We start from the raw sequence: 25834 nt of genomic DNA on the forward strand, positions 1-25834 counted from the left end.
ATTTACCCTACCTAAAATTGGTCGTAGCTTTTGTGCATATTCTCGTTTCTCTCGGACAAACTGATGTAACGGTTTAGTCAGAGAATAACATCCGGAGGAATCGAATATGCGAACTAAAGTAGATCTTTGCGGCTTAGATACATCGACTTTGCCAATTTTAAAGCACGAGGAAATGAAGGAATTATTCATTCGTTTACAGGCTGGAGAAACTGAGATTAGGGAAGAGCTTGTAATGTGCAATTTAAGGTTAGTGCTTAGTATTGTCGGTAGATTTGCCTACAGGGGTGAGCAGGCAGATGATTTATTTCAGGTAGGCTGTATTGGCCTCATGAAAGCCATTGATCATTTTGATTTGAAGCATAATGTACGATTTTCAACATACGCTGTACCGATGATCATTGGTGAAATTCGTCGCCATCTGCGTGATCATCATGCATTACGCGTTTCTCGTTCTCTAAGAGATATTGCGTATAAGGCGATGCAGGCAAAAGAGCAATGGATAACCGATAATTTACGAGAACCAACGATTGAAGAAATTGCTGAAATGATTGACATGAAAAAGGAAGATGTTTTATTTGCTTTAGATGCCATTCAAGACCCAGTTTCCTTACAGGAACCCATTTATTCGGACGGTGGAGACGCTGTTTATATGATGGACCAATTACGTGATGATGATGTATCAGAAGATCAATGGGTTGCCTATGTGTCGGTAAAGGAAAGTTTACAAAAGTTAGATGAACGTCAACAAATGATTGTTGCAAAGCGTTTTTATTACGGTGAGACACAAACTGAAATTGCAAAAGAATTGGGAATATCTCAAGCGCAAATTTCACGTCTAGAAAAAAATGCAATTGAAACAATGCAGAAAGATTATAAGTAGAAAAACATGCGCATCCGAATTCAGGGTGCGCATTTTAATTTATTCCAATGAAATAAAGAATAGCTCTTGCAAAAATGAGGAGTTGATTTCCGTTCCGATTGTGCGCTTTCCTGGGGGCGTCCGATGAGCCGCTTCACTCGCGTTGCTCGCTCCAGGGTCTCATCTGTGACGCTGATCCCCAAGGAGTCGCCCAGTCTCCACTTCAATCAACCAATTCATATAGCATGTATCCTCTTCCAATCGCTATAATTTAAGTGATAAAACGTAACTTTAGCAAAAAGGTTTTGTCTATGCGACAGCAACAAATGATTTCTGTGCGAAGGCGAAGTGTTAACTTAAGGTATGTTGTTATAGCGTCCACTATTGAAATTCTACGCTATTGCTGATTGGAGTGGAAGGCTACTCGACTCCCGTGGGAAAGCGAGACAGACGAGACCCTGCACGAAGCGTAGCGAAGGAAGCGGCTCGACGCTCGCCCACAGGAAAGCGAGTAGCCTGGAACGGAAATCACCTCCTCGTTTTGCCGAAGAGAGATTCCTTAATCATTTCATTTTCATTTAAACAACAATAAACACATAAATATAAAGAGAAAACATAGTTTGTTGAGATAAAACGATGTTGAGAGTAATTGATTTAGGAGGGATAAAATGCGTTTCTCAATGTTACAGCAAAAAGAAGTTATTGAAGCAGGCAACGGACGCTTTTTAGGATTTGTGGTAGATGCAGAGGTATCCAAAGAAACAGGCTATGTAACGGCTTTTATGATTGCAGAGCCTCGTAAATATCTAGGCTTTTTTCGCGGAGAAGAATCTGTCAGGAAAGTGTATATGAAAGATGTACTTGTAGTTGGAAAGGATGTCATTTTAGTAAAAGCATTATCCTAAAGAGCAAAATTTTTATGATTATTAATTTTATGTGCAAGAAGATTAAAAATGTACTTTCACATAGGTCAGGCTATTCATTGATAATTCAAGCATTGCTTGTTACAATAAAGGAAACTATTGTTGTAAAGTTGGGAAAAACAGTGACAAAAATCTTAACAAATTTGAAGAAAATTAACGATTTTATACAAGCAGCAAAAAAACGTGCAAATCATGAAGCAGAGAATGTCCAAATTATTGCAGTGACAAAAGAAGTTTCTGTAGAAAGAACACAAGAAGCAATTGATGCAGGACTTATTCATTTAGGAGAGAACCGTCCTGAAGGCTTAAATCGTAAAATTGAAGCGATTCAAGCTGATGTACATTGGCATTATATTGGGTCTTTACAAACACGTAAGGTAAAACAAGTTATTAATAGTATTGATTTTTTACATTCATTAGATCGTTTGAGTTTAGCACAAGAAATTGAAAAAAGAGCAGACAAACCTGTTAAATGCTTTGTACAAGTTAATGTATCTGGCGAAGAATCAAAACATGGTGTATCGATTGAAGAAGTCCTGCCTTTTATTGAATCATTAAAGAGTTTTACGAAAATTCAAGTTGTTGGTTTAATGACAATGGCACCAAACACAGATGAGGATTCTACTATTCGCTCTGTTTTTAAGCAATTAAAACAATGTCAACAGCAAATAGCCGAGCAAGAATTCGCACATGCACCTTGTACCGAGTTATCAATGGGCATGTCTAATGACTTTGAAATTGCGGTAGAAGAAGGGGCTACATTTGTTCGAGTTGGAACGGCTCTTGTTGGAAATGAAAGAGGGGAACTGGATGAGCATGAAAAATAAAATTAAAAATTTCTTTTATCTTGAGGAAGAACTAGAAGAAGAAATCACGCAAGCTCCTATTCAACAGCAACAACCCGTACAACAACAGCAACAGATTCAATCTGTGAAGCCTAAAAAAGTTATAAAGGAACGTAAGGCACCGGTTCAGGAAATTTTTCCGCAGAGTACAACATCTACAAACAACATTGTAAGTTTGCAGGCAGCAATGAATTCAAAAGGTTCAAAAGTTGTATTAGTTGAACCAAGAGTTTATGCCGAAGCACAGGACATTGCTGAACATTTAAAAAATAAGCGTGCAGCGATCGTCAATTTACAACGTATTGAGCGAGAGCAAGGTATACGGATTATTGATTTTTTAAGTGGTACAGTTTATGCACTTGGCGGTGATATTCAAAGAATCGGTAAAGACATTTTCCTATGCACACCTGATAATGTAGAAGTATCTGGCGAAATTTCGAATTTTATTTTAGACGATAATTAATAGCGAGGATTGTAGTTTATATGACTTTTTATTTAATCTTGAAGTATGTGTCAGTAGCATTTTATGCCTATTCACTAATGTTAGTCGCATATGTTTTAATGTCTTGGGTGCCAGCCGTCCAAAACTCATCAATAGGACGTTTATTAGCAAAAGTGTGCGAACCTTATCTTTCTATTTTTAGAAAATTTATTCCGCCAATTGGTATGATTGATATTTCACCTATCGTAGCAATATTTCTCCTTAATTATATTCAAAAAGGTCTTTTTATTGTTATTTTAAAAATATACGATATGTTGGCTTAAAAGAAATCCTCACGAATGGTGGGGATTTTTTATTTATGGGGAATACTAAATTTAACTTCTTTCAGCAACTGTTTTGGTAGCGAAAGCGAAGCGTCAGCGACAATGTTTTATCCACGTTATGGTTATGAGCCTATTTTTTATAAATCCTTAAAATACCAATGAAATTGAACTAGTAAAAGAGAGATAATAGAGGTGGAGTTATATGGAGCATTTAATACAGCATTTTAGAAAAGATGAACAGCCTTTTATCGAACAGGTTGTGAGCTGGCAGCATGAGGTAGAGGATCGATATGCTCCAAAGCTTACTGATTTTCTAGATCCTCGACAACGCTTTATTGTTGCATCGATCATTGGACAGTATGATACATTGAAAACAGCTAGTGCTGGGCTTTTTGATGATGCAGAAAGAGAACGTATGCTGATTTATCCTACATATTATGAGCCTGTGGAGGAAGATTTTCAGCTTACAGTATTTACGATTCAATATCCTGTGAAATTTGTACAACTACGGCATCCAGATGTTCTTGGAGCTGTATTATCATTAGGATTGAACCGTGGCAAATTCGGTGATATTCGTGTAAATGAACATCTAGTACAATTTGTAGTAGCGAATGAGGTAGCGGAATATGTACGCTTACATTTAACAGGCATCGGCAAAGTAAAAGTACATGTAGAATCGATTAAAGAGACGGAGCCATTGCTACAAAACGAGGAAGAGTGGCTAGAAGAGTCTCATACGGTTTCTTCTATGCGTTTAGATGTTATTATCTCCACTATTCTAAAAACTTCCCGTCAGAAGGCGCAAGCATTAATTACAGGTAAAAAGGTACGTGTTAATTGGACTGAACGGGATACAGTTGCTTTTGAATTACAAGAAGGAGATATTTTATCTGTACGCGGAAGTGGTCGAATAAAAATTATGATGACTGAAGGCCGTACAAAAAAGGATAAAATTCGTTTGCAAATCGGTCGTTTGACCCAAAAAAGCTGAAAATCAAGTAAATTTCATTAATTTTTACTGCTAAGTTGTTGGAACAATTGTATAATAGAAAGTACGAATGTACATGTAAAGGAGAGAAGGATCGTATGCCATTATCACCTATTGATATACATAATAAGGAGTTTACTAAATCCTTCAGAGGTTATGCTGAAGATGAAGTAAACGAATTTTTAGATCAAATTATTAAAGACTATGAGATTTTGTTACGTGAAAAAAAGGAAGTAGACAGACAACTAGAAATATCCTTAGAACAAGCGAGACATTTTAACTCTTTAGAGGAAACGTTACAAAAGTCAATTGTTGTTGCGCAAGAGGCAGCTGATGAAGTACGTAGAAATTCTCAAAAAGAAGCTAAACTCATTGTAAAGGAAGCAGAAAAAAATGCGGATCGTATTATCAATGAGGCTTTAACGAAGGCTCGAAAAGTGACAATTGAAATTGATGAGCTGAAAAAGCAATCGAAGGTATTCCGTAATCGTTTTAAAATGCTTGTAGAGGCACAGCTGGATTTACTAAATGCAGACGATTGGGATCATTTGCTACAATATGATATTGACCTTACTGAAATTCAAACATCTGTTGAAGAAGCACAGGAAGCCGATCAAGTTTAATCGTTGTTATTAGTTATTTGAACGTAATAAGTGAAACTTGACGTGATTGTTTGATTTTCATATACTATTGAAATAGTAATTAATTTGAACAAATATGCAAATAGGCAGAGACGAAGACAGTATTTGTTAGGCGTAGTTAAAGCGATTTGGGGATAGTGTGAGCCCAAACAAGCAAATAACAATGAACATCACTTCGGAGCTAAATAGCTGAATCAAGTAAGTTATTTCGTGATGCACGACGTTAACGTGCTTTAAGTGGTAGTACAATTTTGTACTACAATTAGGGTGGTACCGCGAGTATAAGCTTCTCGTCCCTTTGAGGGATTGAGAGGCTTTTTTATGTTCAAATGACGGAATGCTTTTATTTCTCTTGGTGGAGAATGGATGTATACTATGTTTGAACTTATACTTTCGTTGTTGAAATGTGTTGATTTTGCTAATAACTAGAACTTAGAGAAGGCATTTCACAAAAAGTACGCCATGTATATAAGTTGATTGGAGTGAAGGCTGGACGCCCCCAGGAAAGCGCCCAGCCGGAGCGGAAATTAACCTCACGTTATAATGATGAGTCTAATAACTGTCGTATGTGAATGAGCGCTTAAGTGCGTTTGTTCTTTGTTTGTAAACAAAAAGGAGGAATTGAAAAATGGTTGAGTACAAAGATACTTTATTAATGCCAAAAACAGATTTCCCAATGCGTGGAAACTTGCCGGCAAATGAACCGAAGATGCAAGAAAAATGGGATGGAATGGACATCAATAAATTACAGATGGAACGTACTAAAGGACGCCCTGAATATGTGTTACATGATGGACCGCCATATGCGAATGGTGATATCCATATCGGACATGCTTTAAATAAAGTACTGAAAGATATGATTACGCGTCATCGTTCTATGACTGGCTACCATGTAAACTATATTCCAGGCTGGGATACACATGGTTTACCAATTGAGCAAGCACTTACGAACAAAGGTGTAAAGCGCAAAGAAATGTCTGTTGCTGAATTCCGTAAATTATGTGAAGAGTATGCTTACGAGCAAATCGACAACCAACGTACACAATTCCGCCGTTTAGGTGTTCGTGGTGATTGGGAAAATCCATATATTACATTGAAGCCTGAATTTGAAGCACGTCAAATTGAAGTATTCGGTAAGATGGCTGAAAAAGGCTATATTTATAAAGGTTTAAAACCAGTTTACTGGTCTCCATCATCTGAATCTGCACTTGCAGAAGCTGAGATTGAATATAAAGATGTTAAATCGGCTTCTATTTATGTAAGCTTTGCGCTAAAAGATGCTAAAGGTGTTGTCCCTACAGACGCTAAAATGATCATTTGGACAACAACACCTTGGACGATTCCAGCGAACTTAGGGATTTCTGTAAACCCTGAGTTTATCTATGTTGTTGTGGCAGTTGCAGATAAAAAATTCATCATTGCAAAAGAGTTATTAGAAACAGTTGCTAACGAACTTGAATGGGAAGCGTATGAAGTTGTTCAAGAAGTTAAAGGTGAAGCATTAGATCGAATTGTTGCACAGCATCCATTCTATGACCGTGAATCTCTTGTAATGATTGGAGAGCACGTAACTGCTGAAGCGGGTACTGGCTGTGTTCATACAGCACCAGGACACGGGGAAGATGACTATCATATTAGTAAACAATATGGTCTACCAATTCTTAGCCCTGTTGATAATAGCGGCTGCTATACAGATGAAGCACCTGGTTTTGAAGGTGTATTCTACAATGATGCAAACAAAATGGTCACTGAAAAATTAAAAGAAGTAGGCGCTTTAGAAAAGCTTAACTTCTTTACACACTCATATCCACATGATTGGCGTACGAAAAAACCAGTTATTTATCGTGCAACACCACAATGGTTTGCGTCCGTTGATGCATTCCGTGATGAGTTACTAGCGGCTGTAAAATCAACAGCATTTACACCTGCTTGGGGTGAAACTCGTCTTTATAATATGATTCGTGACCGTGGGGACTGGGTAATTTCACGTCAGCGTGCATGGGGTGTGCCAATTCCAATTTTCTATGCTGAAAATGGTGAGCCAATTATTACACCAGAAACAATTGCCCATATCTCAGCTTTATTCCGTGAACATGGATCAAATATTTGGTTCCAAAAAACAGCTAAGGAATTATTACCTGAAGGCTTCACACACCCTGGTAGCCCGAACGGCGAATTTACAAAAGAAAACGATATTATGGACGTTTGGTTTGACTCAGGTTCTTCTCACCAAGGTGTGCTAGTAGAACGTGGTATGAAATATCCAGCTGATTTATATTTAGAGGGCTCTGACCAACACCGTGGATGGTTTAACTCATCATTAATTACTTCTGTAGCTATTAATGGCTATGCACCATACAAGGGACTATTAACACATGGTTTTGTTTTAGATGGTGAAGGTCGTAAGATGAGTAAATCTTTAGGAAATGTCATTATCCCGAAAAAGGTTATGGATCAATACGGAGCAGATATTCTTCGTTTATGGGTTGCTTCTGTGGATTATACAGCCGACGTTCGTATCTCAATGGATATGTTGAAGCAAGTTTCTGAGGTTTATCGAAAAATCCGTAACACATTCCGTTTCTTACACGGAAATGTAGCTGATTTCGATGTAACGAAAGATCGAGTAGCATATGAGAATCTTCGTGAAATGGATCAGTACGTGTATATGCGCCTACAAGATGTTTTAAAAACTGTACGTGCTGCATATGATCGCTATGATTTCGCAGCTGTTTATCATGCGGTAAATAACTTTGTTGCAGTAGAATTATCTTCATTCTATTTAGATATTGCTAAAGATGTTGTGTACATCGAAGGCCATGACAACAAAGATCGTCGTGCGATGCAAACAGTTATTTATGACACATTAATGACATTAGTAAAAGTGATGTCACCTATTATTCCTCATACAAGTGACGAGATGTGGTCTTACTTACATGCTCAAGGTGTTGTAGAAGAGGTATCTGTACAATTAACAGATTTCCCAGAGGTTAATGAACATGATAACTTCGAAAGTCTACGTGCAAAATGGGTGAAAATTATTGATGTTCGTGATGATATTTTAAAAGCATTAGAAGAAGCTCGTAATGCAAAAACAATCGGTAAATCACTGGAAGCGAAAGTGACAGTTTATGCGAAAGAAGATGTGGCAGCATTATTAAATGATGCAAGCATTGATTTTGCACAGCTTTCAATCGTTTCTGCCTTTGAAGTAGCTTCAATAGAAGCTGCTCCTGCAGATGCATTAGCTCTAGAACATGCATCAATTGTTGTAGAGAAGGCAACTGGTGAAAAATGTGAGCGTTGCTGGTCTATTTCTGAAACGGTCGGTTCAAATGAAACACAACCAACAGTGTGCGCGCGTTGTGCAGAAGTTGTAGAAAAGTATTACGTTTAACTTCTTTCAGCAAATGTCTTTTGTACCGAAAGCGTAGCGACAGGTACAGTAGTCGCCTACCTCTATAGGTGATGAGATGAATGCTGTTTTAAGTCACTTTTCTGCGGGTGTCCAAAAGTCCGCTTGTTAAAGCCTCCGGCGGATGTCACGGAATTGGAAAGGAATTTTTTGTGCAGGCACAAAGCCGATTCCGGACGCAATTATGTCGAGGCATAATTGATAAAAGCAAACAATAATGCAATTTAAAAATAAGAATCTGCATTCTATGTAATTAATAACGCAAGTCTCCTTGATAATGGGGGGCTTGCGTTGTTTACTTTGTCATTGAGGTTTCTAGCAGATTCTTTTTTTGTTATGGAGTGACTTTTTCAGAAATTTGAATGCTTCATTTACGTGTTATGAACTATTTAAATAATATTTCTTGCGTATTACGGTAGTCAGTTGGTGATATACCGACATATTTCTTAAATGTAAGGCTGAAATAATTAGGTGTGTTGAAACCACAAATGGAGGAGATTTTTTCAATGGTGTAATCGTATTTTCGTAAATACGGCAGTGTCTTGATGATACGTGTAATAGCTACATAATCAACAAAATTCCGACCGGACTCTTTTTTAAACAATCTACTAAAATGTGTAGAGCTAAAATTGATATATTTGGCAACAGCACTGATCGTAAGTTGTTCATCATAGTGCTCTTCGATATATTGGATAGCCTTTTGGAGTTGTTCTTGTTTTGTTAAATCTTCATAAAATCGTATATGAAGATTATGGACGGGCGGTTTCCTCCGTGCCTTTCGAGCTTGGCTATAGGATTCCTTGACTTGCATGGCGTCCTGAAAAACTCCACCAATCCCCATAAAAAGATGGATGCAATAATCTTTTTTTAGAACTTCAATAACCTCAAGTAAACAAGCTATCCCCTCAGACCAATTCTTAAATGATGTGTATTCATTAGGAATGCGCATAAGCAACAGTAAGTAACGTTCAAAATGTAAAAATGATAGTGGTGCTTTACTAGCAAAGTTTTGGTGAAACACATTGGTTATAACACTACTTGCATCATGAGTGATAGGTCGACCTTCATTCACATCTATATAGCCCTGGATTAAAAACACGATATTTGGGATACAATGCCTCGATAAAAAAGAGGATGACTGGATTATTTCCTGCTCACTTTCAACCTCTCCTCGTATAAGGCGTTTTAAAAATGCTTCTCGGAAAGGTGAAGTATGGTCTTGCGAAATTTGCTGTGATAACTCAAGCATTGTAAGAGTACTCGCCTGTTTTTCTTTGTAGGAAGTATAAAGCTTTTTAACAATTCTTAGAAATTTTGCTTTTTGTAATGGTTTTATAAGAAGTGCGGGCAAACTTAGTTCAATTGCTATACCAGTTGAGTAGGTAAGGTGTTCTGCAACAATAGGGATAATTATACTATTAGGATAATTTCTTTTTAACCGATTTATCTTTACCCAGTCAAATAAACGGTTAATTTCATAGAAAATGATGGCGGAAATTTCTGTTTTGGGTTCTTCGCAGTTAATAAAGGTATTAGGTAGAAATTCTTCTAGCCAGTAGTCCATTTGTTGTTTCTCATTCGAATTTTCAATGTACCAAACAATATTTAAAATGCTAACAGCTCCCTTCTCTTGTAAATAAAAACAATAAAAACATTTTAACTTAAAATAGCATTTTTTTGTACTAATACAGCAATAATTTGTAACTATTTTATAGATTAAATAGAATAGAATAATTGTAGTGAATAATAATTTGAAATTTCAGATAATTATTTACTTATATAGAAAGGGGGAGTTGAAATATGGCAGAAGTAGGGAGTAAAGATTATGAATACGTGGAAGCAGGAACTATAGATGTTAAGGATCTTCCACCACTCGATGCAACTACTAACAAAATTATGAAAGATGAGTTTACTACAGGTTTTAGCTTAACGGTATTTTATTTCATTTTAATTTTTAGTATTCCAGTTATGAACTGGTTCGCTCCAGAGCTGGCTTTTAAGAAAATTTGGGGTGGTATGACAGTTACATGGTTTGTGACAACAGTCGTTATGATGGTAATGGCCTTTATTATTGCGTATGTGCATACAGCATTGTACGAAAAACGCTTAAAGAAATACGAAATATTTAATAGCTAAGGGGGGATATGTTGAATGATGCAAGCTCTATTAGAACCGAAGATGTTAATGACTATTTTTTTAATGGGAACAATTGTATACATTACGTATTTAACAAAAAGAAATGCAACGGCGTCCGATTTCTTTGTTGGGGGACGAAGTTTTGGGTGGTTTACAAATGGTTCGGCAATTGGGGGAGACTATTTAAGTGCAGCTACATTTCTTGGGATAGCCGGTTTAACTTTTCAATTAGGGTATGATGGTGCTTATTATGCATTTTGCTTCTCCATTGGATTAACGTTGTTAGCTATTTTTGTAGCTGGTCCATTACGACGTTTTGGCGCATTTACTGTTGCCGATTTTTTAGCCTACCGTTTTCATAGTAGACGAGCTCGGCTAGTAGCGGTAGCTGTTGTTTTAGCGATATCTGGTTTTTATGCAGCGCCACAATTATTAGGAGCGGCACAAATTTTAAGTATGTTTTTTGGGACTTCATATGAATTCGGCATCATCTTTACTTGTATAGTAATGATTTTCTATGTAGGTATAGGCGGTATGAAAGGAACAACAATCAACCAAGCTTTAGAGCTTTGGATTCGCCTTGGTGCGTTTGTTGTTATGTTGATTACAGCAATTTATGGTGGTTTGCATTACGATAAGATTTTAGCTGCTATTAATTCATTCAGCGGACCGATTGCAGGAACCTCACCATATGCACTAGATGGAAATGATGTTAATTTTGATGGTGCTGCTTGGACAGGGACGGGCTTTTATTTCCCTACATTTTGGCAAACTATCAGTATGACAATAGGTTTAGCATTAGGTACAATTGGTCTGCCGCATATATTACTAAGGTTTTATACGAATCCGAGTGCGAAGGCGGCTCGTAAATCTGCATTAATGGCGATTGGAATTGCAAGTACGTTTTTCTTATTAGCTGTATTTTTAGGTGTTGTAGGTCGTTCTATTTTTATCTCGGGTACAGCAAGTGAGGAAGTAATGCGCGATTTAGTGCTTGGCGGAAACAATATGGTTATTCCTACAACAGCACTTGCACTTGGAGGCAAATGGCTTCTTGGGCTAGTCATAGCAGGTGCATTTGCGGCCATATTCTCAAATTTATCAGGGTTATTTATTACAAGCTCAGGTGCATTAGCTCACGATTTATATGCAAGCATTATGAAAAAGGATATTACAGAAAAACAACGCGTTATTGCAGGGAAAGTAGCAATTGTTTTATTAGGCATTTTATATGGAGCATTGGGCTTACTAGTTAAGGACGCATCCATTGGACATTTAGTGGCACTAGCCTTTACTGTTGCAGCAAGTACGTTTACACCAATATTTATTTTAGGTATTTGGTGGAGAGGGATGACAGAAAAAGGAGCGATTGCAGGTTTACTCATTGGTCTTGGTGTATCTATGTGGATGATTTTTCTGCCAGGAACCCTACCAAGCTTCTTACAATTTAAAATTCCTGGAATAGTAACGGTACCAGTGGGCTTCTTATCAGTTGTTATTGTGTCTTTATTAGATAGAAAAGTACCAGCTGATGTCAATGATTTCATGAAGCGTGTGCATTCAAAAGAGTCAGAAACAGTCTAATAACTTTTGCATCTGTATAACCTTAAATTTGAAAAGCTATTGCCATTACTTATGAAGTGATGGTAATAGCTTTTTTTTTGAGGGAACGAAAGCGGCTACTAGAAGAGTCTGGAGACAGGAAGAGGAGTCGAAGCGACGGAAAGAAGATGTAGAGCGACGGAATGAAGAGCTGAAGCGACGGAAGAAACCCAGAGCGACGGAAAGAAGAGTCAAAGCGACGGATAGGAAGTCCAGAGCGACGGATAGGAAGTCCAGAGCGACGGAAAGAAGAGCCAAAGTGACGGATGAAAATCAGAGCGACGGAAAGAAGAGTCAAAGCGACGGATAGGAAGTCCAGAGCGACGGAAAGAAGAGCCAAAGTGACGGAAGAAACCCAGAGCGACGGAAAGAAGAGCCAAAGCGACGGATAGGAAGTCCAGAGCGACGGAAAGAAGAGCCAAAGCGACGGAAAGAAGAGCCAAGGCGACGGATAGGAAGTCCAGAGCGACGGAAAGAAGAGCCAAGGCGACGGATAGGAAGTCCAGAGCGACGGAAAGAAGAGCCAAAGTGACGGATGAAAATCAGAGCGACGGAAAGAAGAGTCAAAGCGACGGATAGGAAGTCCAGAGCGACGGAAAGAAGAGCCAAAGTGACGGAAGAAACCCAGAGCGACGGAAAGAAGAGCCAAGGCGACGGATGAAAATCAAAGCGACGGAAAGAAGAGTTAAGGCGACGGATAGGAAGTCCAGAGCGACGGAAAGAAGAGCCAAGGCGACGGATGAAAATCAGAGCGACGGAAAGAAGAGTCAAAGCGACGGATAGGAAGTCCAGAGCGACGGAAAGAAGAGCCAAAGCGACGGAAGAAACCCAGAGCGACGGAAAGAAGAGCCAAAGCGACGGATGAAAATCAGAGCGACGGAAAGAAGAGCCAAGGCGACGGATAGGAAGTCCAGAGCGACGGAAAGAAGAGCCAAAACGACGGATACAAAGTCGAAAACGACGGATAGCTCAGCGAACGCCCAAAAGAAAGCGCCAAATCGGAGCAAAAATCAACCCCACATAATAGTATTGAGCCATATTTTCATGCTATATTAGTTATTCTGAGATGGGCTGTTATGGTAGAATAGGTTAGATGTTGAGCGAACGGAGGAGTGTCTGTGTATAAATATTATGGATTGGCCGCATTCGTGATTATTTTAGATCAATGGACAAAATGGCTAATTGTGAAAAATATGGAGTTTGGTGAAAGAATTTCAGTATGGGATCCGTGGTTTGGGATATTGTCTCATCGAAATAGAGGAGCCGCATGGGGAATGTTAGAAGGACAAATGTGGTTATTTAGCATTGTCACGATAGGCGTAATTTGTGCTATCCTATACTTTTATCATAAAGAGGCGAAGGGTAAACCTATTTTTCAAGTAGGCTTAATGCTTTTATTAGGCGGAGCTGTAGGTAATTTTATTGACCGTATATTTAGAGGTGAAGTGGTCGATTTTGTACATGTCTTAATTCCAGTAATTAATTATGATTTCCCAATCTTCAATATTGCGGATGCTGCTTTAACAATTGCGGTAGTGATATTAATGATTGGCTTAATCGTTGAAGATAAAAAAGAAAAGAAACAGGTGAAATAATGACGCAAGTATCATATACAATGGAAGAACAACAAAAGGGAGAGCGCATTGATAAGGCTCTTTCAAGTGTGCAATCAGAATGGTCGCGTACACAAATTGGTAATTGGATTACTGAGGGCATTGTCAAAGTTAATGGAGAGACTGTAAAGGCGAAGTATAAGGTAAAAGCGGGAGATATTGTAGAAATAGATGTACCCGAAGCTGAGCCTTTAGATGTAATTGCTGAAAACTTAGACCTTGATATTGTCTATGAAGATGCAGATGTTCTTGTTGTGAATAAACCAAAGGGCATGGTAGTACATCCAGCGCCGGGACATATGACGGGTACTCTCGTTAATGGTTTAATGTATCATTGCAAGGATCTATCGGGGATCAATGGCGTTATGCGTCCGGGAATTGTGCATCGTATTGATAAGGATACATCAGGATTATTGATGGTTGCTAAAAATGATGCAGCTCATGAATCGTTAGTGAATCAGCTAGTCAATAAAACAGTGACACGTAAATATACTGCGCTAGTTCACGGGCATATTGCACATGATAAAGGAACAATTGATGCACCTATTGGACGAGATCAAAAAGATCGTCAAAAACAAGCAGTTGTCGACAACGGTAAGCATGCAGTAACCCACTTCCAAGTTATCGAACGCTTTGGTGACTATACTCTAGTAGAATGTCGTTTGGAAACAGGAAGAACTCATCAAATCCGTGTCCATATGAATTATATTGGCTTCCCACTTGTTGGTGATCCAAAATATGGACCAAAGAAGACAATAGACTTTGGTGGACAAGTATTACACGCGGGTGTATTAGGCTTCGATCATCCTACTTCAGGTGAATATTTGCAGTTTGAAGCACCAATTCCTGCTGATTATGAACAATTATTACTTGATTTAAGAAATAGGCATTGACGTATAGAAAAAGAAGGTCTATACTAACGAAAGTGAATGAACAACTTAACTAAATATTCACCTTTAATGGCAGTCCAGAGAGGCTGAGAAGGTACATGTGAATGTGTTGAAAAAATTTGTGCTGCAAATTTTTCGACATACTATTTGAACACGTATTTTAACCCTCTCAGGCTATTCGCCTCGAGAGGTTTTTTTATGGACACATGGCCAACAAGAGATAGAAGAGAGGAGGAAACTTACATGGCAAAAAATGAATTATTAGATGGGCCATCTATGGCGAGAGCGTTAACACGCATTGCACACGAAATTATTGAACGCAATAAAGGAATCGATGAATGTATTTTAGTGGGTATTAAAACACGAGGTGCTTTTCTCGCAAAACGCCTTGCAGAAAGAATTGAAAAAATTGAAGGTAAACCAATTCGTACTGGGGAGCTTGATATTACACTTTATCGAGATGATCTATCAACAAAGCATGAAAACGAGCAGGCGCATGTTGAACAAGTTGATATTGATTACGTTGTAGGTAATCAAAAGATCATTCTAGTTGATGATGTATTATATACTGGGCGTACAGTACGAGCAGCACTAGATGCAGTGATGGATTTAGGACGACCTGCACAAATTCAACTGGCAGTCCTTATCGACAGAGGTCACAGAGAGCTTCCAATACGTGCAGATTATGTTGGTAAAAATGTTCCAACATCTGGAACTGAACGTATTGTCGTAAATTTACAAGAAGTAGACGGAGAAGATTGCGTCAATATTTATAAAGAAGACTAACTATAAAGTGAGGAAACACTATGTCAAATGCAGTATTAGATATTAAGGATAAACCGACCCCAATCCAACTAGTGACATTAAGTTTCCAACACATGTTTGCCATGTTTGGGTCAACGATCTTAGTTCCTCAGTTGGTAGGTCTTAGTCCAGCGATTGCCCTATTAACAAGTGGGATTGCTACACTGTTCTTCTTATTAATTACAAAATTTCAAGTACCCGCATATTTAGGATCATCATTTGCCTTTATTGCGCCGATTTTACTTGCGGCGGGAGGTTTAAATAAAGATGGTTCAAGTGTAAATCCAGGTCATGCAATGATTGGTGCTATGGCAGTCGGGATTACATATGGTATCGTATCCCTTGTCATCTGGAAAAGCGGCTATAAATGGATCATGAAAATTTTGCCACCGATTGTGGTGGGCCCTGTAATTATGGTAATTGGACTTGGGTTATCAGGTACAGCAGTCAATATGGCGATGAATGTAGATGGTAAATATAGCTTTTTACACTTCTCAGCAGCGTTAGTAACATTATTTACAGCCATTATTTTCACGATTGCCTTTAAAGGCATTTTAAGTACAATGCCGATCTTAATTGGCTTAATCGTAGGATATGTTTACTCAATGATTATCGGCATTGTTGATTATTCACCAATTGCCAAAGCAGATTTCTTTGCACTACCAAACTTCTTAATCCCAGGTGTTCACTATGACTTTGAAATCACAACAAAGATACTCCTAACAATGGTGCCAATCGTTATCGTAACTATTTCAGAGCATATTGGTCACCAGTTAGTATTAGGTAAAGTTGTTGATCGAGACTACATTAAAGAGCCGGGCTTACACCGTTCACTTTTAGGGGATGGAATTGGAACATTTATCAGTGCATTAATCGGTGGTCCACCGAAAACAACTTACGGTGAAAATATCGGAGTTCTTGCTATCACTCGTGTATACAGCGTATACGTTATCGCAGGAGCAGCAGTCGTAGCAATTTTACTTTCATTCTTCGGGAAAGCAATGGCAGTTATTGCAACGATTCCAACAGCAGTACTTGGTGGGGTTTCGATTTTACTCTTCGGTATAATTGCAGCAAGTGGATTACGAATGTTAGTTGATAATCATGTCGACTTTGGTAACAGTCGTAACTTGGTCATTGCCTCAGTTATTTTAGTAATTGGCATCGGTGGTGCGAAGTTCGTCATTTCAGAATCACTAAGTATCGAAGGTATGGCATTAGCAGCTATTATCGGTGTTCTTTTAAATGCTATCCTTCCAGGTAAAAAAGAAGCGGAAATACCATTACCATACAATCAAAATAAAAATTCATAGAAGTACCTTTTAATGAATTGTCCAGAGAGGCAAAAAAAGGGAAGTTGTAGTCAAGCTAGAAGTAGGACTGTATCCTGCTGTAGTTTGTCGCGCCTCCTTATGCCTCGTTGATGACATCAACGGGGCTTTTACTATACTCAGCTTACTGAATGCAGAACGTTTATACATAGACGTTCATGAAACACAATCTAATGGAGGCATATGATGAAGAACTTATTATCGATGGAACATTTAACAACTGAAGAAATTAACCACATTCTAGATCGTGCGCAAGCTTTTGAAAATGGTGAAGCATCATTGTTATCTAGAGAATACAACGTAGCAAACTTATTTTTTGAACCGAGTACACGTACGAAAACGAGCTTTGAAATGGCAGAGCGTAAAGTTGGCTGTATTGTTATCCCTTTTGATGCGGGTTTTTCAAGTGTCACTAAAGGGGAAACAATGTACGATACGGTAAAAACGTTAGAAATGATTGGTATGGATGCAGTAGTCATCCGCGCAAAAGAAGACGAGTATTACAATGAACTGCTAGAAGGCATTAATGTGTCAATCATTAACGCAGGTGATGGTGCAGGCCAACACCCATCCCAATCATTATTGGATCTTTATACAATCAAAAAAGAGTTTGGTTCTTTTGAAGGGTTGAATGTAACAATCGCTGGGGATATATCCCATAGCCGTGTAGCAAAATCAAATGCATCAGCGTTACAGCGATTGGGGGCAAATGTTCATTTCCTTTGTCCAGAAGAGTGGGCAGGCAATTTCGAAGCACATCACTCTTGGGATGATTTAATCGAAATAAGTGATGTGATTATGTTACTTCGTGTGCAGCATGAACGTCATAAGGTTAATAAAAGCTTCTCAAAAGAGAGTTATCATAACGAGTACGGTTTAACCATTGAACGTGAAAAACAAATGAAGGAAAAGGCCATTATTATGCATCCAGCACCGGTCAATCGTGATGTGGAAATTGCTTCAGAGCTAGTTGAATGCGAGCGTTCTCGAATTTTCGAGCAAGTTCGAAATGGAGTATATACGCGAATGGCTATTGTCGAAACAATTTTAAAGGGGAGAGAATAATATGACAAAGGTTCTTCAAAATGTACAAATGTTAGATGAACAAGGCGAACTACAGACAGTCAATATCGCTATGGTAGATGGCAAAATTACTGAAATTGGACAAAACGTAAATGTAGCAGGCGCAGAAATTATAGAAGGTAATGGTTTAGTTGTTGCACCAGGATTTGTCGACGTACACACACATCTACGTGAGCCAGGCTTTGAACATAAAGAAACAATTGCTACAGGTTCAGCATCAGCAGCAAAAGGCGGCTTTACAACAATTTGTGCGATGCCAAACACAAAACCAGTTCCAGATTCAGTAGAAAATATGCAGTTGATTAACGGGCTTATTAAAGAAAGCGCAGTTATTCGAGTACTTCCATACGGCTCTTTAACAAAGGACATCTCAGGTGAGGTTCGCACAAGTATTGAAGAATTAAAAGCACATGGGGCTGTTGCATTTTCAGATGATGGTGTTGGGATCCAGCTTGCATCAACAATGTATGAGCAAATGAAGGATGCCGCACAGCACGATATGGTAGTTGTAGCACACTGCGAAGATAATTCATTAATTTATGACGGTGTTATGCATGAAGGGAAGCGCAATCAAGAACTTGGTTTACCAGGGATTCCATCGATTTGTGAATCCGTTCAAATTGCGCGAGATGTTCTATTAGCAGAGGCTGCTGGTGCACGCTACCACGTTTGTCACGTATCAACGAAGGAATCTGTACGTGCAGTACGAGACGCTAAAGCAGCAGGTATTCGTGTTACTGCAGAAGTTTGCCCGCATCATTTATTACTTGAAGAAATGGATATTCCATCAGATGATGCAAACTGGAAAATGAACCCGCCATTACGCGCTGCAGATGATAAAGACTCACTTCACGCAGCTATGATGGATGGAACAATCGATTGTATCGCTACAGATCACGCTCCACATACAGTAGAAGAAAAATGCTGTGGCATGGTTGGAGCACCGTTTGGCATTGTAGGCTTTGAAACAGCCTTCCCACTACTTTACACACAGTTTGTAGAAACAGGGAAATGGACTTTAAAACAGCTGATTGACTGGATGTCTGTAAAGGCAGCTCAAATTTTTGATTTACCATACGGCACATTAGAAGTTGGAGCTTCAGCAGATATGATTTTAATAGATTTAAATAAAGAACAAACAATTGATGCAGAAGGCTTTGTATCTAAAGGACGCAATACACCATTCAATGGATGGGTTGCAAAAGGTTGGCCAGTCCTTACAATCTTTGAAGGCAATATCGTATACCAGGAGGCAGAGTAATGAAAAAACGTTTACTTATTTTAGAAGATGGCACAGTATTTACAGGTACAGCGTTCGGCAGTGAGCGAGCTTCACAAGGTGAGGTTGTATTCACAACAGGGATGACAGGTTATCAGGAAACAATTTCAGATCCTTCGTTCTACGGACAAATCGTAACGTTAACTTACCCTTTAATCGGTAATTACGGTATTAACCGTGATGACTTTGAATCTATCACACCTGCTATTCGTGGATTTGTAGTTCGTGAATTAGCAAAAACACCTTCAAACTTCCGTTGTGATTTAACGGTAGATGAGTACTTAACTTCAAAGGATATCCCTGGGATTGAAGGGATCGATACACGAAAATTAACACGCATTATTCGCAGTAAAGGGTCAGTAAAAGCTATTTTAACAGCGGCTGATGAAGAAGTTAATGTGGATGAAATCGTGGCAAAATTGCAGGCAACACCAGCTATTACAAACCATGTACATGAAGTATCACCGAAAGCAGCCTACCCATCACCAGGTCGAGGCAAACGCGTAGTATTAATAGACTTTGGTATGAAACATGGTATTCTTCGTGAGTTAAACAAACGTGATTGTGATGTGCTAGTTGTACCTTACAATACTTCAGCAGCAGAAATTTTAGCGTGGCATCCAGACGGCATCATGCTTTCAAATGGCCCAGGTAACCCTGAAGATGTGCAAGAGGGTATTGAAACAGTACGCAATTTAATCGGAAAAGTTCCTATGTTCGGTATTTGCTTAGGCCACCAAATCTTCTCACTAGCATGTGGTGCGCGAAGCTTTAAATTACCATTTGGTCACCGTGGTGGTAACCATCCAGTAAAAGATTTACGTACTGGCCGTACTGATTTAACATCTCAAAATCATGGCTATGCAGTCGACATTGATTCATTAGAAGATACAGATTTAGAATTAACACATATTGCATTAAATGATGGTACTTGTGAGGGTGTACGTCACAAGAAATATCCAATCTTCACAGTGCAATATCACCCAGAAGCATCACCAGGTCCAGAGGATTCAAATCACCTATTTGATGAATTTATCGAAATGATGGAAGTAGAAGCAGGGAAGGGGAAACAACATGCCTAAACGTACAGATATTGAAACAATTTTAGTAATCGGATCAGGTCCAATCGTTATCGGACAAGCAGCAGAATTTGACTACGCAGGAACACAAGCTTGTCTTTCACTAAAAGAAGAAGGCTATCGTGTAATCTTAATAAACTCAAATCCTGCGACAATTATGACAGATACAGAAATTGCCGACAAAGTATATATTGAGCCAATTACACTTGAGTTTGTATCACGTATTTTACGTAAAGAGCGTCCGGATGCTATCCTACCAACACTTGGTGGTCAAACTGGTTTAAACATGGCTATTGAATTAGATAAATCAGGAATTTTAGATGAGCTTAATATTGAAATTCTTGGTACAAAATTAGAGGCGATCCATAAAGCAGAAGACCGCGATCTATTCCGTAATTTAATGTATGAGCTAGGTGCTCCAGTACCTGAATCAGATATTATCCATAACTTAGGCGAAGCGAAAAACTTTGTAGCGAAAATTGGTTACCCAGTAATCGTTCGCCCTGCCTTCACACTTGGCGGTACAGGAGGCGGTATTTGCTACAATGATCAAGATCTAGAGGAAATTGTGACATCTGGTCTAAAATATTCTCCAGTAACACAATGTTTACTTGAAAAATCAATCGCTGGTTATAAAGAAATCGAATATGAAGTAATGCGTGATGCTGCTGACAATGCAATCGTCGTATGTAACATGGAAAACGTTGACCCAGTTGGGATTCATACAGGTGACTCAATCGTAGTGGCACCTACGCAAACACTTTCAGATCGTGAAAACCAAATGCTACGTAATATCTCTTTAGATATTATCCGTGCACTAAAAATAGAAGGTGGCTGTAACGTACAATTAGCACTTGATCCATATAGTTTTAATTACTATGTAATCGAAGTAAACCCTCGTGTATCACGTTCATCAGCGTTAGCATCAAAAGCAACAGGCTATCCAATTGCAAAGCTAGCAGCAAAAATCGCAGTTGGTTTAACATTAGATGAAATCAAAAATCCTGTAACAGGTTCAACGTATGCTTGTTTCGAGCCAGCTCTAGACTACATTGTGGCGAAAATTCCACGCTGGCCGTTCGATAAATTCGAATCAGCAAAGCGTAATCTTGGTACACAAATGAAAGCGACTGGTGAAGTAATGGCACTTGGTCGTACATTTGAGGAAGCTATGCTAAAAGCAGTGCGCTCTCTTGAAACAGGTCAAGTTCACTTAGAGCTTAAACATGCAGAAGAAAACTCTGATTCTTGGATTGAAAAACGTATTCGCAAAGCAGGTGACGAGCGTCTATTCTTCATCGGTGAAGCACTTCGTCGCGGTGTTACAATTGAGCAAATTCATGAATGGTCTGCAATTGACTTATTCTTCTTAAATAAATTCAAAAACATCGTAGATATGGAGCAAACGCTTGCTAACAATAAAAATGATAAAGAAGTATTACGTACAGCAAAACGACTAGGCTTTGCAGATAAAAAAATTGCTGAGCTTTGGGAAACAACTCCAGAAGAAGTATATGCATATCGTAAAGAAAATGGCATTATCCCAGTATATAAAATGGTCGATACATGTGCAGCGGAGTTTGAATCTGAAACACCATACTTCTATGGCACATATGAGGAAGAAAACGAATCTATTAAATCAGACAAGCCATCAGTTATCGTACTTGGTTCTGGTCCAATCCGTATTGGTCAAGGGGTAGAATTCGACTACGCAACAGTACACTCAGTATGGGCAATTCAAGAAGCAGGTTACGAAGCGATTATTATTAACTCGAATCCAGAGACAGTATCAACTGACTTCTCGATTTCAGATAAATTATACTTTGAGCCATTAACAATCGAAGATGTTATGCATATTATCGATCTTGAGCAACCAATTGGTGTAGTTGTACAATTCGGTGGTCAAACAGCTATTAATCTAGCTGATAAATTAGCTGCCAATGGTGTGAAAATCCTAGGTACAACTCTTGAAGATATCGACCGTGCGGAAAATCGAGATAAATTCGAGCAAGCATTACGTGACTTGAACATTCCACAGCCACTAGGTCAAACAGCTGTATCTACGGAGGAAGCTCTTGCTATTAGTGAACGTCTAGGCTTCCCTGTACTAGTTCGTCCTTCATATGTACTAGGTGGACGCGCGATGGAAATTGTCTACAACCAAGAGGAATTAAAACACTATATGGAGAACGCAGTAGAAGCATCTCCTGATCATCCAGTATTAGTAGACCGCTACTTAACTGGTCAAGAAATTGAAGTAGATGCAATTTGTGACGGTGAAAATGTATTAATTCCAGGTATTATGGAGCATATCGAACGTGCAGGGGTTCACTCTGGTGACTCTATCTCTGTATACCCTCCACAAAAATTAACACAAGCGCAAAAAGATACGTTAGTGGATTATACAACTCGCCTTGCAAAAGGTCTTGGCATCGTAGGCTTAATGAACATTCAATATGTAATTTCACAAGGCGAGGTATACGTCATCGAGGTTAACCCTCGTTCATCTCGTACAGTACCGTTCTTAAGTAAAATTACAAATATTCCGATGGCGAATATCGCAACGAAAGCGATTCTTGGCAAATCAATCGTAGAACAAGGCTATCCAACAGGTTTAGCGCAAGAGCAAAAAGGTGTCTTTGTTAAAGTACCAGTATTCTCATTCGCTAAATTACGCCGTGTTGACATTACACTAGGGCCTGAAATGAAATCAACAGGTGAAGTAATGGGTAAAGATGCAACATTAGAAAAAGCACTTTACAAAGGCTTAGTTGCAGCAGGTATGGAAATTCGTACAGAAGGCACAGTATTGTTCACTGTGTCCGATAAAGATAAAGAAGAAGCAATTGCACTTGCAAAACGCTTCTCAACAGTAGGCTATCGAATTGTCGCTACTGAAGGTACAGCTAAAGCATTTGAAGCGGCAGGTGTACGCACAGATGTAGTTGGCAAAATCGGTGCAAAAGGTGAGACATTAATCGATTTAATACAAAACGGTGAGGCACAGCTTGTTGTTAACACATTAACTAAAGGTAAGCAGCCGGCACGTGATGGCTTCCGAATCCGTCGTGAGTCAGTTGAAAACGGCGTACCTTGCTTAACTTCATTAGACACAGCAGAAGCGATGGTCCGTGTTATTGAATCAATGACATTCACAGCAGAACAAATGCCAAAAGCGGAGGTAGTACACTAATATGATTCGTCAAGAGAAAATGAAGGTCGTCTCTCAAAAGCAAATTGCGACAAACATTTTCGAATTGACACTTCGTGGAGAACTGGTTCAGGATATGACACCTGGCCAGTTTGTCCATGTAAAGGTGTCAGATTCAATGGAGCCGCTTTTACGTCGACCAATCAGTATTGCAAACATAGACAAAGATAACAACGAATTTACGATGATCTATCGTGCGGAAGGTCGTGGAACAAAGGTTTTAGCGACAAATCGCGAGGGTCAGCTCGTTAATGTACTTGGACCAATCGGTAATGGGTTCCCTGTAGAAGCGGTAAAAGAGGGAGGTACAGCCCTACTAGTTGGTGGAGGAATCGGTGTACCACCATTACATGAGCTTTCTAAGCAATTAAATGCACGTGGTGTTAAAACAATCCATGTACTTGGCTTCCAAACAGAGGATGTATGTTTCTATGAGGAACAATTCAGTGCCCTAGGAGAAACACATTATGTAACGGTTGACGGTTCTAAAGGAACAAAAGGCTTTGTTACAAATGTATTAGAGTCACGAGCACCTGAATTCGATGTATTCTATTCTTGTGGTCCGCTACCAATGTTAAAAGCATTAGAAGGTTTCTATCCAGAAAAAGAAGGTTATTTATCATTTGAAGAGCGTATGGGCTGCGGTATCGGTGCTTGTTTCGCATGCGTATGTAAAACAACAGATCAAGTAGCAAAAGATTATGTCAAAGTATGCTCTGACGGTCCAGTTTTCCCGAAAGGTACGGTGGCATTATGAGTCGATTAACTATTCAATTACCAGGCTTAGAATTAAAGAATCCAATAATGCCAGCATCCGGCTGCTTCGGCTTTGGACGTGAATATGCACAGCTTTATGATTTATCAAAGCTTGGCGCTATTATGATTAAAGCTACGACTGTGGAAACACGTCCCGGCAATCCAACTCCACGCGTAGCAGAAACAGCAGCGGGGATGTTGAATGCAATTGGTTTACAAAATCCCGGCATTGAAAAAGTAATGAATGAAGAATTAAAGTTTTTAGAAGCGTATGATGTGCCGATCATTGCAAATGTTGCTGGTACAGAGACAGCAGATTACGTAGAAGTTGCGCAACGCATTTCTACTGCACCAAATGTTAAAGCATTAGAGCTTAATATTTCTTGTCCAAACGTTAAATGTGGTGGAATTCAATTTGGTACAGACCCTGCAACTGCACGTGAGCTAGTTAAAGCTGTTAAAGCTGTTTCTGAAGTACCTGTATACGTGAAATTGTCTCCTAACGTAACGAATATCGTAGAAATTGCACAAGCTGTTGAAGCGGGTGGTGCAGATGGTATTACAATGATTAATACACTAATTGGTATGCGTTTAGACGAGCGTACAGGTAAACCAGTGATTGCCAATGGTACAGGTGGCTTATCTGGTCCTGCTGTAAAGCCAGTTGCGATTCGCATGGTCTATGAGGTGTATAAGGCTGTCAATATTCCGATTATTGGGATGGGTGGCGTGACAGAAGCGCAGGATGTTATTGACTTTATGTCGGCCGGCGCATCTGCAGTTGCTGTTGGAACAGCAAACTTTGTCGATCACTTCGTTTGTCCAAATATTATTGATGAACTACCAGCAATGCTCGATAAATTAGGAGTGGAGCATATTTCAGAAATTATCGGAAGGAGCCATCGCTCATGAATACAAAACCAATACTTGCACTAGATTTTCCTGGTGAAGCTGAAGTATTTAACTTTCTAAAGCACTTTAACGAGCCTCTTTTCGTGAAAATTGGTATGGAATTATATATGCAGGAAGGACCGGATATTGTACGCAAAGTAAAAGATCTAGGTCATGATATTTTTCTGGATTTAAAATTACACGATATTCCTAATACAGTTGGCTCTGCTATGAAAGGCTTAGCAAAATTAGGGGTAGATTTAGTTAACGTTCATGCGGCGGGCGGACGTCCAATGATGGAGGCAGCGCTTGAAGGGCTTGAAGCGGGTACTCCAGCAGGACGTGAACGAGCGGCATTAATTGCCGTAACACAGCTGACTTCTACAACAGAAGAGCAAATGCAGACAGAGCAAAAAATTGCTTTATCTTTACAGGAGTCTGTATTACATTATGCAAGCTTAACAAAACAAGTTGGTTTAAATGGTGTTGTCTGCTCCGTACATGAGGCAAAAGCTATTGCTGAGGCGTGCGGTGAAGATTTCTTACGTGTGACACCTGGTATCCGATTAGCAGGTGGCGACGCACACGACCAAAAGCGCATTGCAACACCAGACGGCGCAAAACGTGATGGTTCTTCGTTAATCGTCGTTGGACGTGCAGTTACAGGTGCACAAGATCCAGTAGCAGCATATAAAATCGTAAGTGAATTATGGGAGGCATAAA

25 protein-coding genes and 1 other annotated feature are annotated in these 25834 nt (G+C 39.2%); of the genes, 21 read left to right on the forward strand and 4 right to left on the reverse strand.

The features are described from left to right. Window positions 1–106 precede the first annotated feature (106 nt). The 8 genes from sigG to ileS all read left to right on the forward strand — a co-directional run bounded on the left by sigG (window position 107) and on the right by ileS (window position 8418). Window positions 107–880 (forward strand): RNA polymerase sporulation sigma factor SigG, encoded by a 774-nt coding sequence (gene sigG / locus ACQKNC_RS04650; RefSeq protein ID WP_004227313.1) that lies wholly within the window; start codon window positions 107–109, stop codon window positions 878–880. A gap of 647 nt (window positions 881–1527) precedes the next feature. After that, window positions 1528–1764, forward strand: a complete 237-nt coding sequence (locus ACQKNC_RS04655; RefSeq protein ID WP_049668351.1) for a PRC-barrel domain-containing protein — start codon at window positions 1528–1530, stop codon at window positions 1762–1764. 140 nt (window positions 1765–1904) lie between these two features. After that, window positions 1905–2609: a YggS family pyridoxal phosphate-dependent enzyme gene (locus tag ACQKNC_RS04660; RefSeq protein ID WP_427423928.1), complete on the forward strand. Its 705-nt coding sequence runs from the start codon at window positions 1905–1907 to the stop codon at window positions 2607–2609. Beyond that, on the forward strand, window positions 2593–3090 hold the full coding sequence (locus ACQKNC_RS04665; RefSeq protein ID WP_427423706.1) for a cell division protein SepF: 498 nt from the start codon (window positions 2593–2595) through the stop codon (window positions 3088–3090). The genes ACQKNC_RS04660 and ACQKNC_RS04665 overlap by 17 nt, the downstream gene beginning before the upstream one ends. Window positions 3091–3110: 20 nt before the next feature. Beyond that, a complete protein-coding gene (locus ACQKNC_RS04670; RefSeq protein WP_427423707.1) occupies window positions 3111–3392 on the forward strand; it encodes a YggT family protein in 282 nt (93 codons plus the stop codon). 202 nt (window positions 3393–3594) lie between these two features. After that, window positions 3595–4383 (forward strand): RNA-binding protein, encoded by a 789-nt coding sequence (locus tag ACQKNC_RS04675; protein ID WP_427423708.1) that lies wholly within the window; start codon window positions 3595–3597, stop codon window positions 4381–4383. Between the two features lie 95 nt (window positions 4384–4478). Further along, the gene (locus ACQKNC_RS04680) at window positions 4479–5003 is read left to right on the forward strand and encodes a DivIVA domain-containing protein (protein ID WP_053483381.1); all 525 of its coding nucleotides are present in this window, start codon (window positions 4479–4481) and stop codon (window positions 5001–5003) included. A 98-nt stretch (window positions 5004–5101) separates the two neighbouring features. Further along, window positions 5102–5322: a binding site (T-box leader), on the forward strand. Between the two features lie 327 nt (window positions 5323–5649). Then, window positions 5650–8418 (forward strand): isoleucine--tRNA ligase, encoded by a 2769-nt coding sequence (gene ileS / locus ACQKNC_RS04685; protein WP_427423709.1) that lies wholly within the window; start codon window positions 5650–5652, stop codon window positions 8416–8418. Window positions 8419–8821: 403 nt separating this feature from the next. Here the strand turns inward: ileS and ACQKNC_RS04690 are convergent, their stop codons facing one another. Beyond that, window positions 8822–10000, reverse strand: coding sequence for a helix-turn-helix domain-containing protein (locus ACQKNC_RS04690; RefSeq protein ID WP_427423710.1), 1179 nt, complete (start codon window positions 9998–10000; stop codon window positions 8822–8824). A gap of 236 nt (window positions 10001–10236) precedes the next feature. Between ACQKNC_RS04690 and ACQKNC_RS04695 the strand changes: the two genes are divergently transcribed. Both ACQKNC_RS04695 and ACQKNC_RS04700 read left to right on the forward strand, forming a co-directional pair. Then, window positions 10237–10572 (forward strand): hypothetical protein, encoded by a 336-nt coding sequence (locus ACQKNC_RS04695; protein ID WP_427423711.1) that lies wholly within the window; start codon window positions 10237–10239, stop codon window positions 10570–10572. A 15-nt stretch (window positions 10573–10587) separates the two neighbouring features. After that, window positions 10588–12156 (forward strand): cation acetate symporter, encoded by a 1569-nt coding sequence (locus tag ACQKNC_RS04700; protein WP_427423712.1) that lies wholly within the window; start codon window positions 10588–10590, stop codon window positions 12154–12156. A gap of 49 nt (window positions 12157–12205) precedes the next feature. Here ACQKNC_RS04700 and ACQKNC_RS04705 read toward each other — a convergent pair whose 3' ends face one another. From ACQKNC_RS04705 to ACQKNC_RS04715, 3 genes are read right to left on the reverse strand one after another with little or no spacing between them, the layout of a single operon-like run. Continuing rightward, window positions 12206–12514 (reverse strand): hypothetical protein, encoded by a 309-nt coding sequence (locus ACQKNC_RS04705; RefSeq protein ID WP_427423713.1) that lies wholly within the window; start codon window positions 12512–12514, stop codon window positions 12206–12208. Continuing rightward, window positions 12469–12987, reverse strand: coding sequence for a hypothetical protein (locus ACQKNC_RS04710; protein WP_427423714.1), 519 nt, complete (start codon window positions 12985–12987; stop codon window positions 12469–12471). The genes ACQKNC_RS04705 and ACQKNC_RS04710 overlap by 46 nt, the downstream gene beginning before the upstream one ends. Continuing rightward, window positions 12942–13181 (reverse strand): hypothetical protein, encoded by a 240-nt coding sequence (locus ACQKNC_RS04715; protein ID WP_427423715.1) that lies wholly within the window; start codon window positions 13179–13181, stop codon window positions 12942–12944. The genes ACQKNC_RS04710 and ACQKNC_RS04715 overlap by 46 nt, the downstream gene beginning before the upstream one ends. Before the next feature lie 111 nt (window positions 13182–13292). Here ACQKNC_RS04715 and lspA point away from each other — a divergent pair, with 111 nt between their 5' ends. From lspA to pyrF, 11 genes are all read left to right on the forward strand, one after another. Continuing rightward, a complete protein-coding gene (gene lspA, locus ACQKNC_RS04720) occupies window positions 13293–13769 on the forward strand; it encodes a signal peptidase II (RefSeq protein WP_427423716.1) in 477 nt (158 codons plus the stop codon). After that, window positions 13769–14680, forward strand: a complete 912-nt coding sequence (locus tag ACQKNC_RS04725) for an RluA family pseudouridine synthase (protein ID WP_427423717.1) — start codon at window positions 13769–13771, stop codon at window positions 14678–14680. Before lspA ends, ACQKNC_RS04725 begins: the two co-directional genes overlap by 1 nt. Before the next feature lie 240 nt (window positions 14681–14920). Further along, window positions 14921–15463, forward strand: a complete 543-nt coding sequence (gene pyrR / locus ACQKNC_RS04730) for a bifunctional pyr operon transcriptional regulator/uracil phosphoribosyltransferase PyrR (protein WP_427423718.1) — start codon at window positions 14921–14923, stop codon at window positions 15461–15463. Between the two features lie 20 nt (window positions 15464–15483). Next, the gene (locus ACQKNC_RS04735) at window positions 15484–16794 is read left to right on the forward strand and encodes a solute carrier family 23 protein (RefSeq protein ID WP_427423719.1); all 1311 of its coding nucleotides are present in this window, start codon (window positions 15484–15486) and stop codon (window positions 16792–16794) included. 204 nt (window positions 16795–16998) lie between these two features. Beyond that, window positions 16999–17877, forward strand: a complete 879-nt coding sequence (locus tag ACQKNC_RS04740) for an aspartate carbamoyltransferase catalytic subunit (protein ID WP_427423720.1) — start codon at window positions 16999–17001, stop codon at window positions 17875–17877. 1 nt (window position 17878) lies between these two features. After that, window positions 17879–19156: a dihydroorotase gene (locus ACQKNC_RS04745; protein WP_427423721.1), complete on the forward strand. Its 1278-nt coding sequence runs from the start codon at window positions 17879–17881 to the stop codon at window positions 19154–19156. After that, entirely contained in the window at window positions 19156–20256 is a 1101-nt protein-coding gene (locus tag ACQKNC_RS04750; RefSeq protein ID WP_427423722.1) for a carbamoyl phosphate synthase small subunit, read from the forward strand. The genes ACQKNC_RS04745 and ACQKNC_RS04750 overlap by 1 nt, the downstream gene beginning before the upstream one ends. Continuing rightward, window positions 20249–23446, forward strand: coding sequence for a carbamoyl-phosphate synthase large subunit (carB, locus tag ACQKNC_RS04755; protein WP_427423723.1), 3198 nt, complete (start codon window positions 20249–20251; stop codon window positions 23444–23446). Before ACQKNC_RS04750 ends, carB begins: the two co-directional genes overlap by 8 nt. Window position 23447: 1 nt before the next feature. Further along, entirely contained in the window at window positions 23448–24221 is a 774-nt protein-coding gene (locus ACQKNC_RS04760; RefSeq protein ID WP_427423724.1) for a dihydroorotate dehydrogenase electron transfer subunit, read from the forward strand. After that, window positions 24218–25132 carry a dihydroorotate dehydrogenase gene (locus ACQKNC_RS04765; RefSeq protein WP_427423725.1) on the forward strand — a complete coding sequence of 305 codons (915 nt, stop codon included), beginning with the start codon at window positions 24218–24220 and terminating at the stop codon, window positions 25130–25132. The genes ACQKNC_RS04760 and ACQKNC_RS04765 overlap by 4 nt, the downstream gene beginning before the upstream one ends. Beyond that, a complete protein-coding gene (pyrF, locus tag ACQKNC_RS04770; protein WP_427423726.1) occupies window positions 25129–25833 on the forward strand; it encodes an orotidine-5'-phosphate decarboxylase in 705 nt (234 codons plus the stop codon). Before ACQKNC_RS04765 ends, pyrF begins: the two co-directional genes overlap by 4 nt. Window position 25834 lies beyond the last annotated feature (1 nt).

The sequence above is a fragment of the Lysinibacillus sp. NPDC094177 genome (assembly GCF_050279145.1).
Lineage (GTDB): Bacteria > Bacillota > Bacilli > Bacillales_A > Planococcaceae > Lysinibacillus.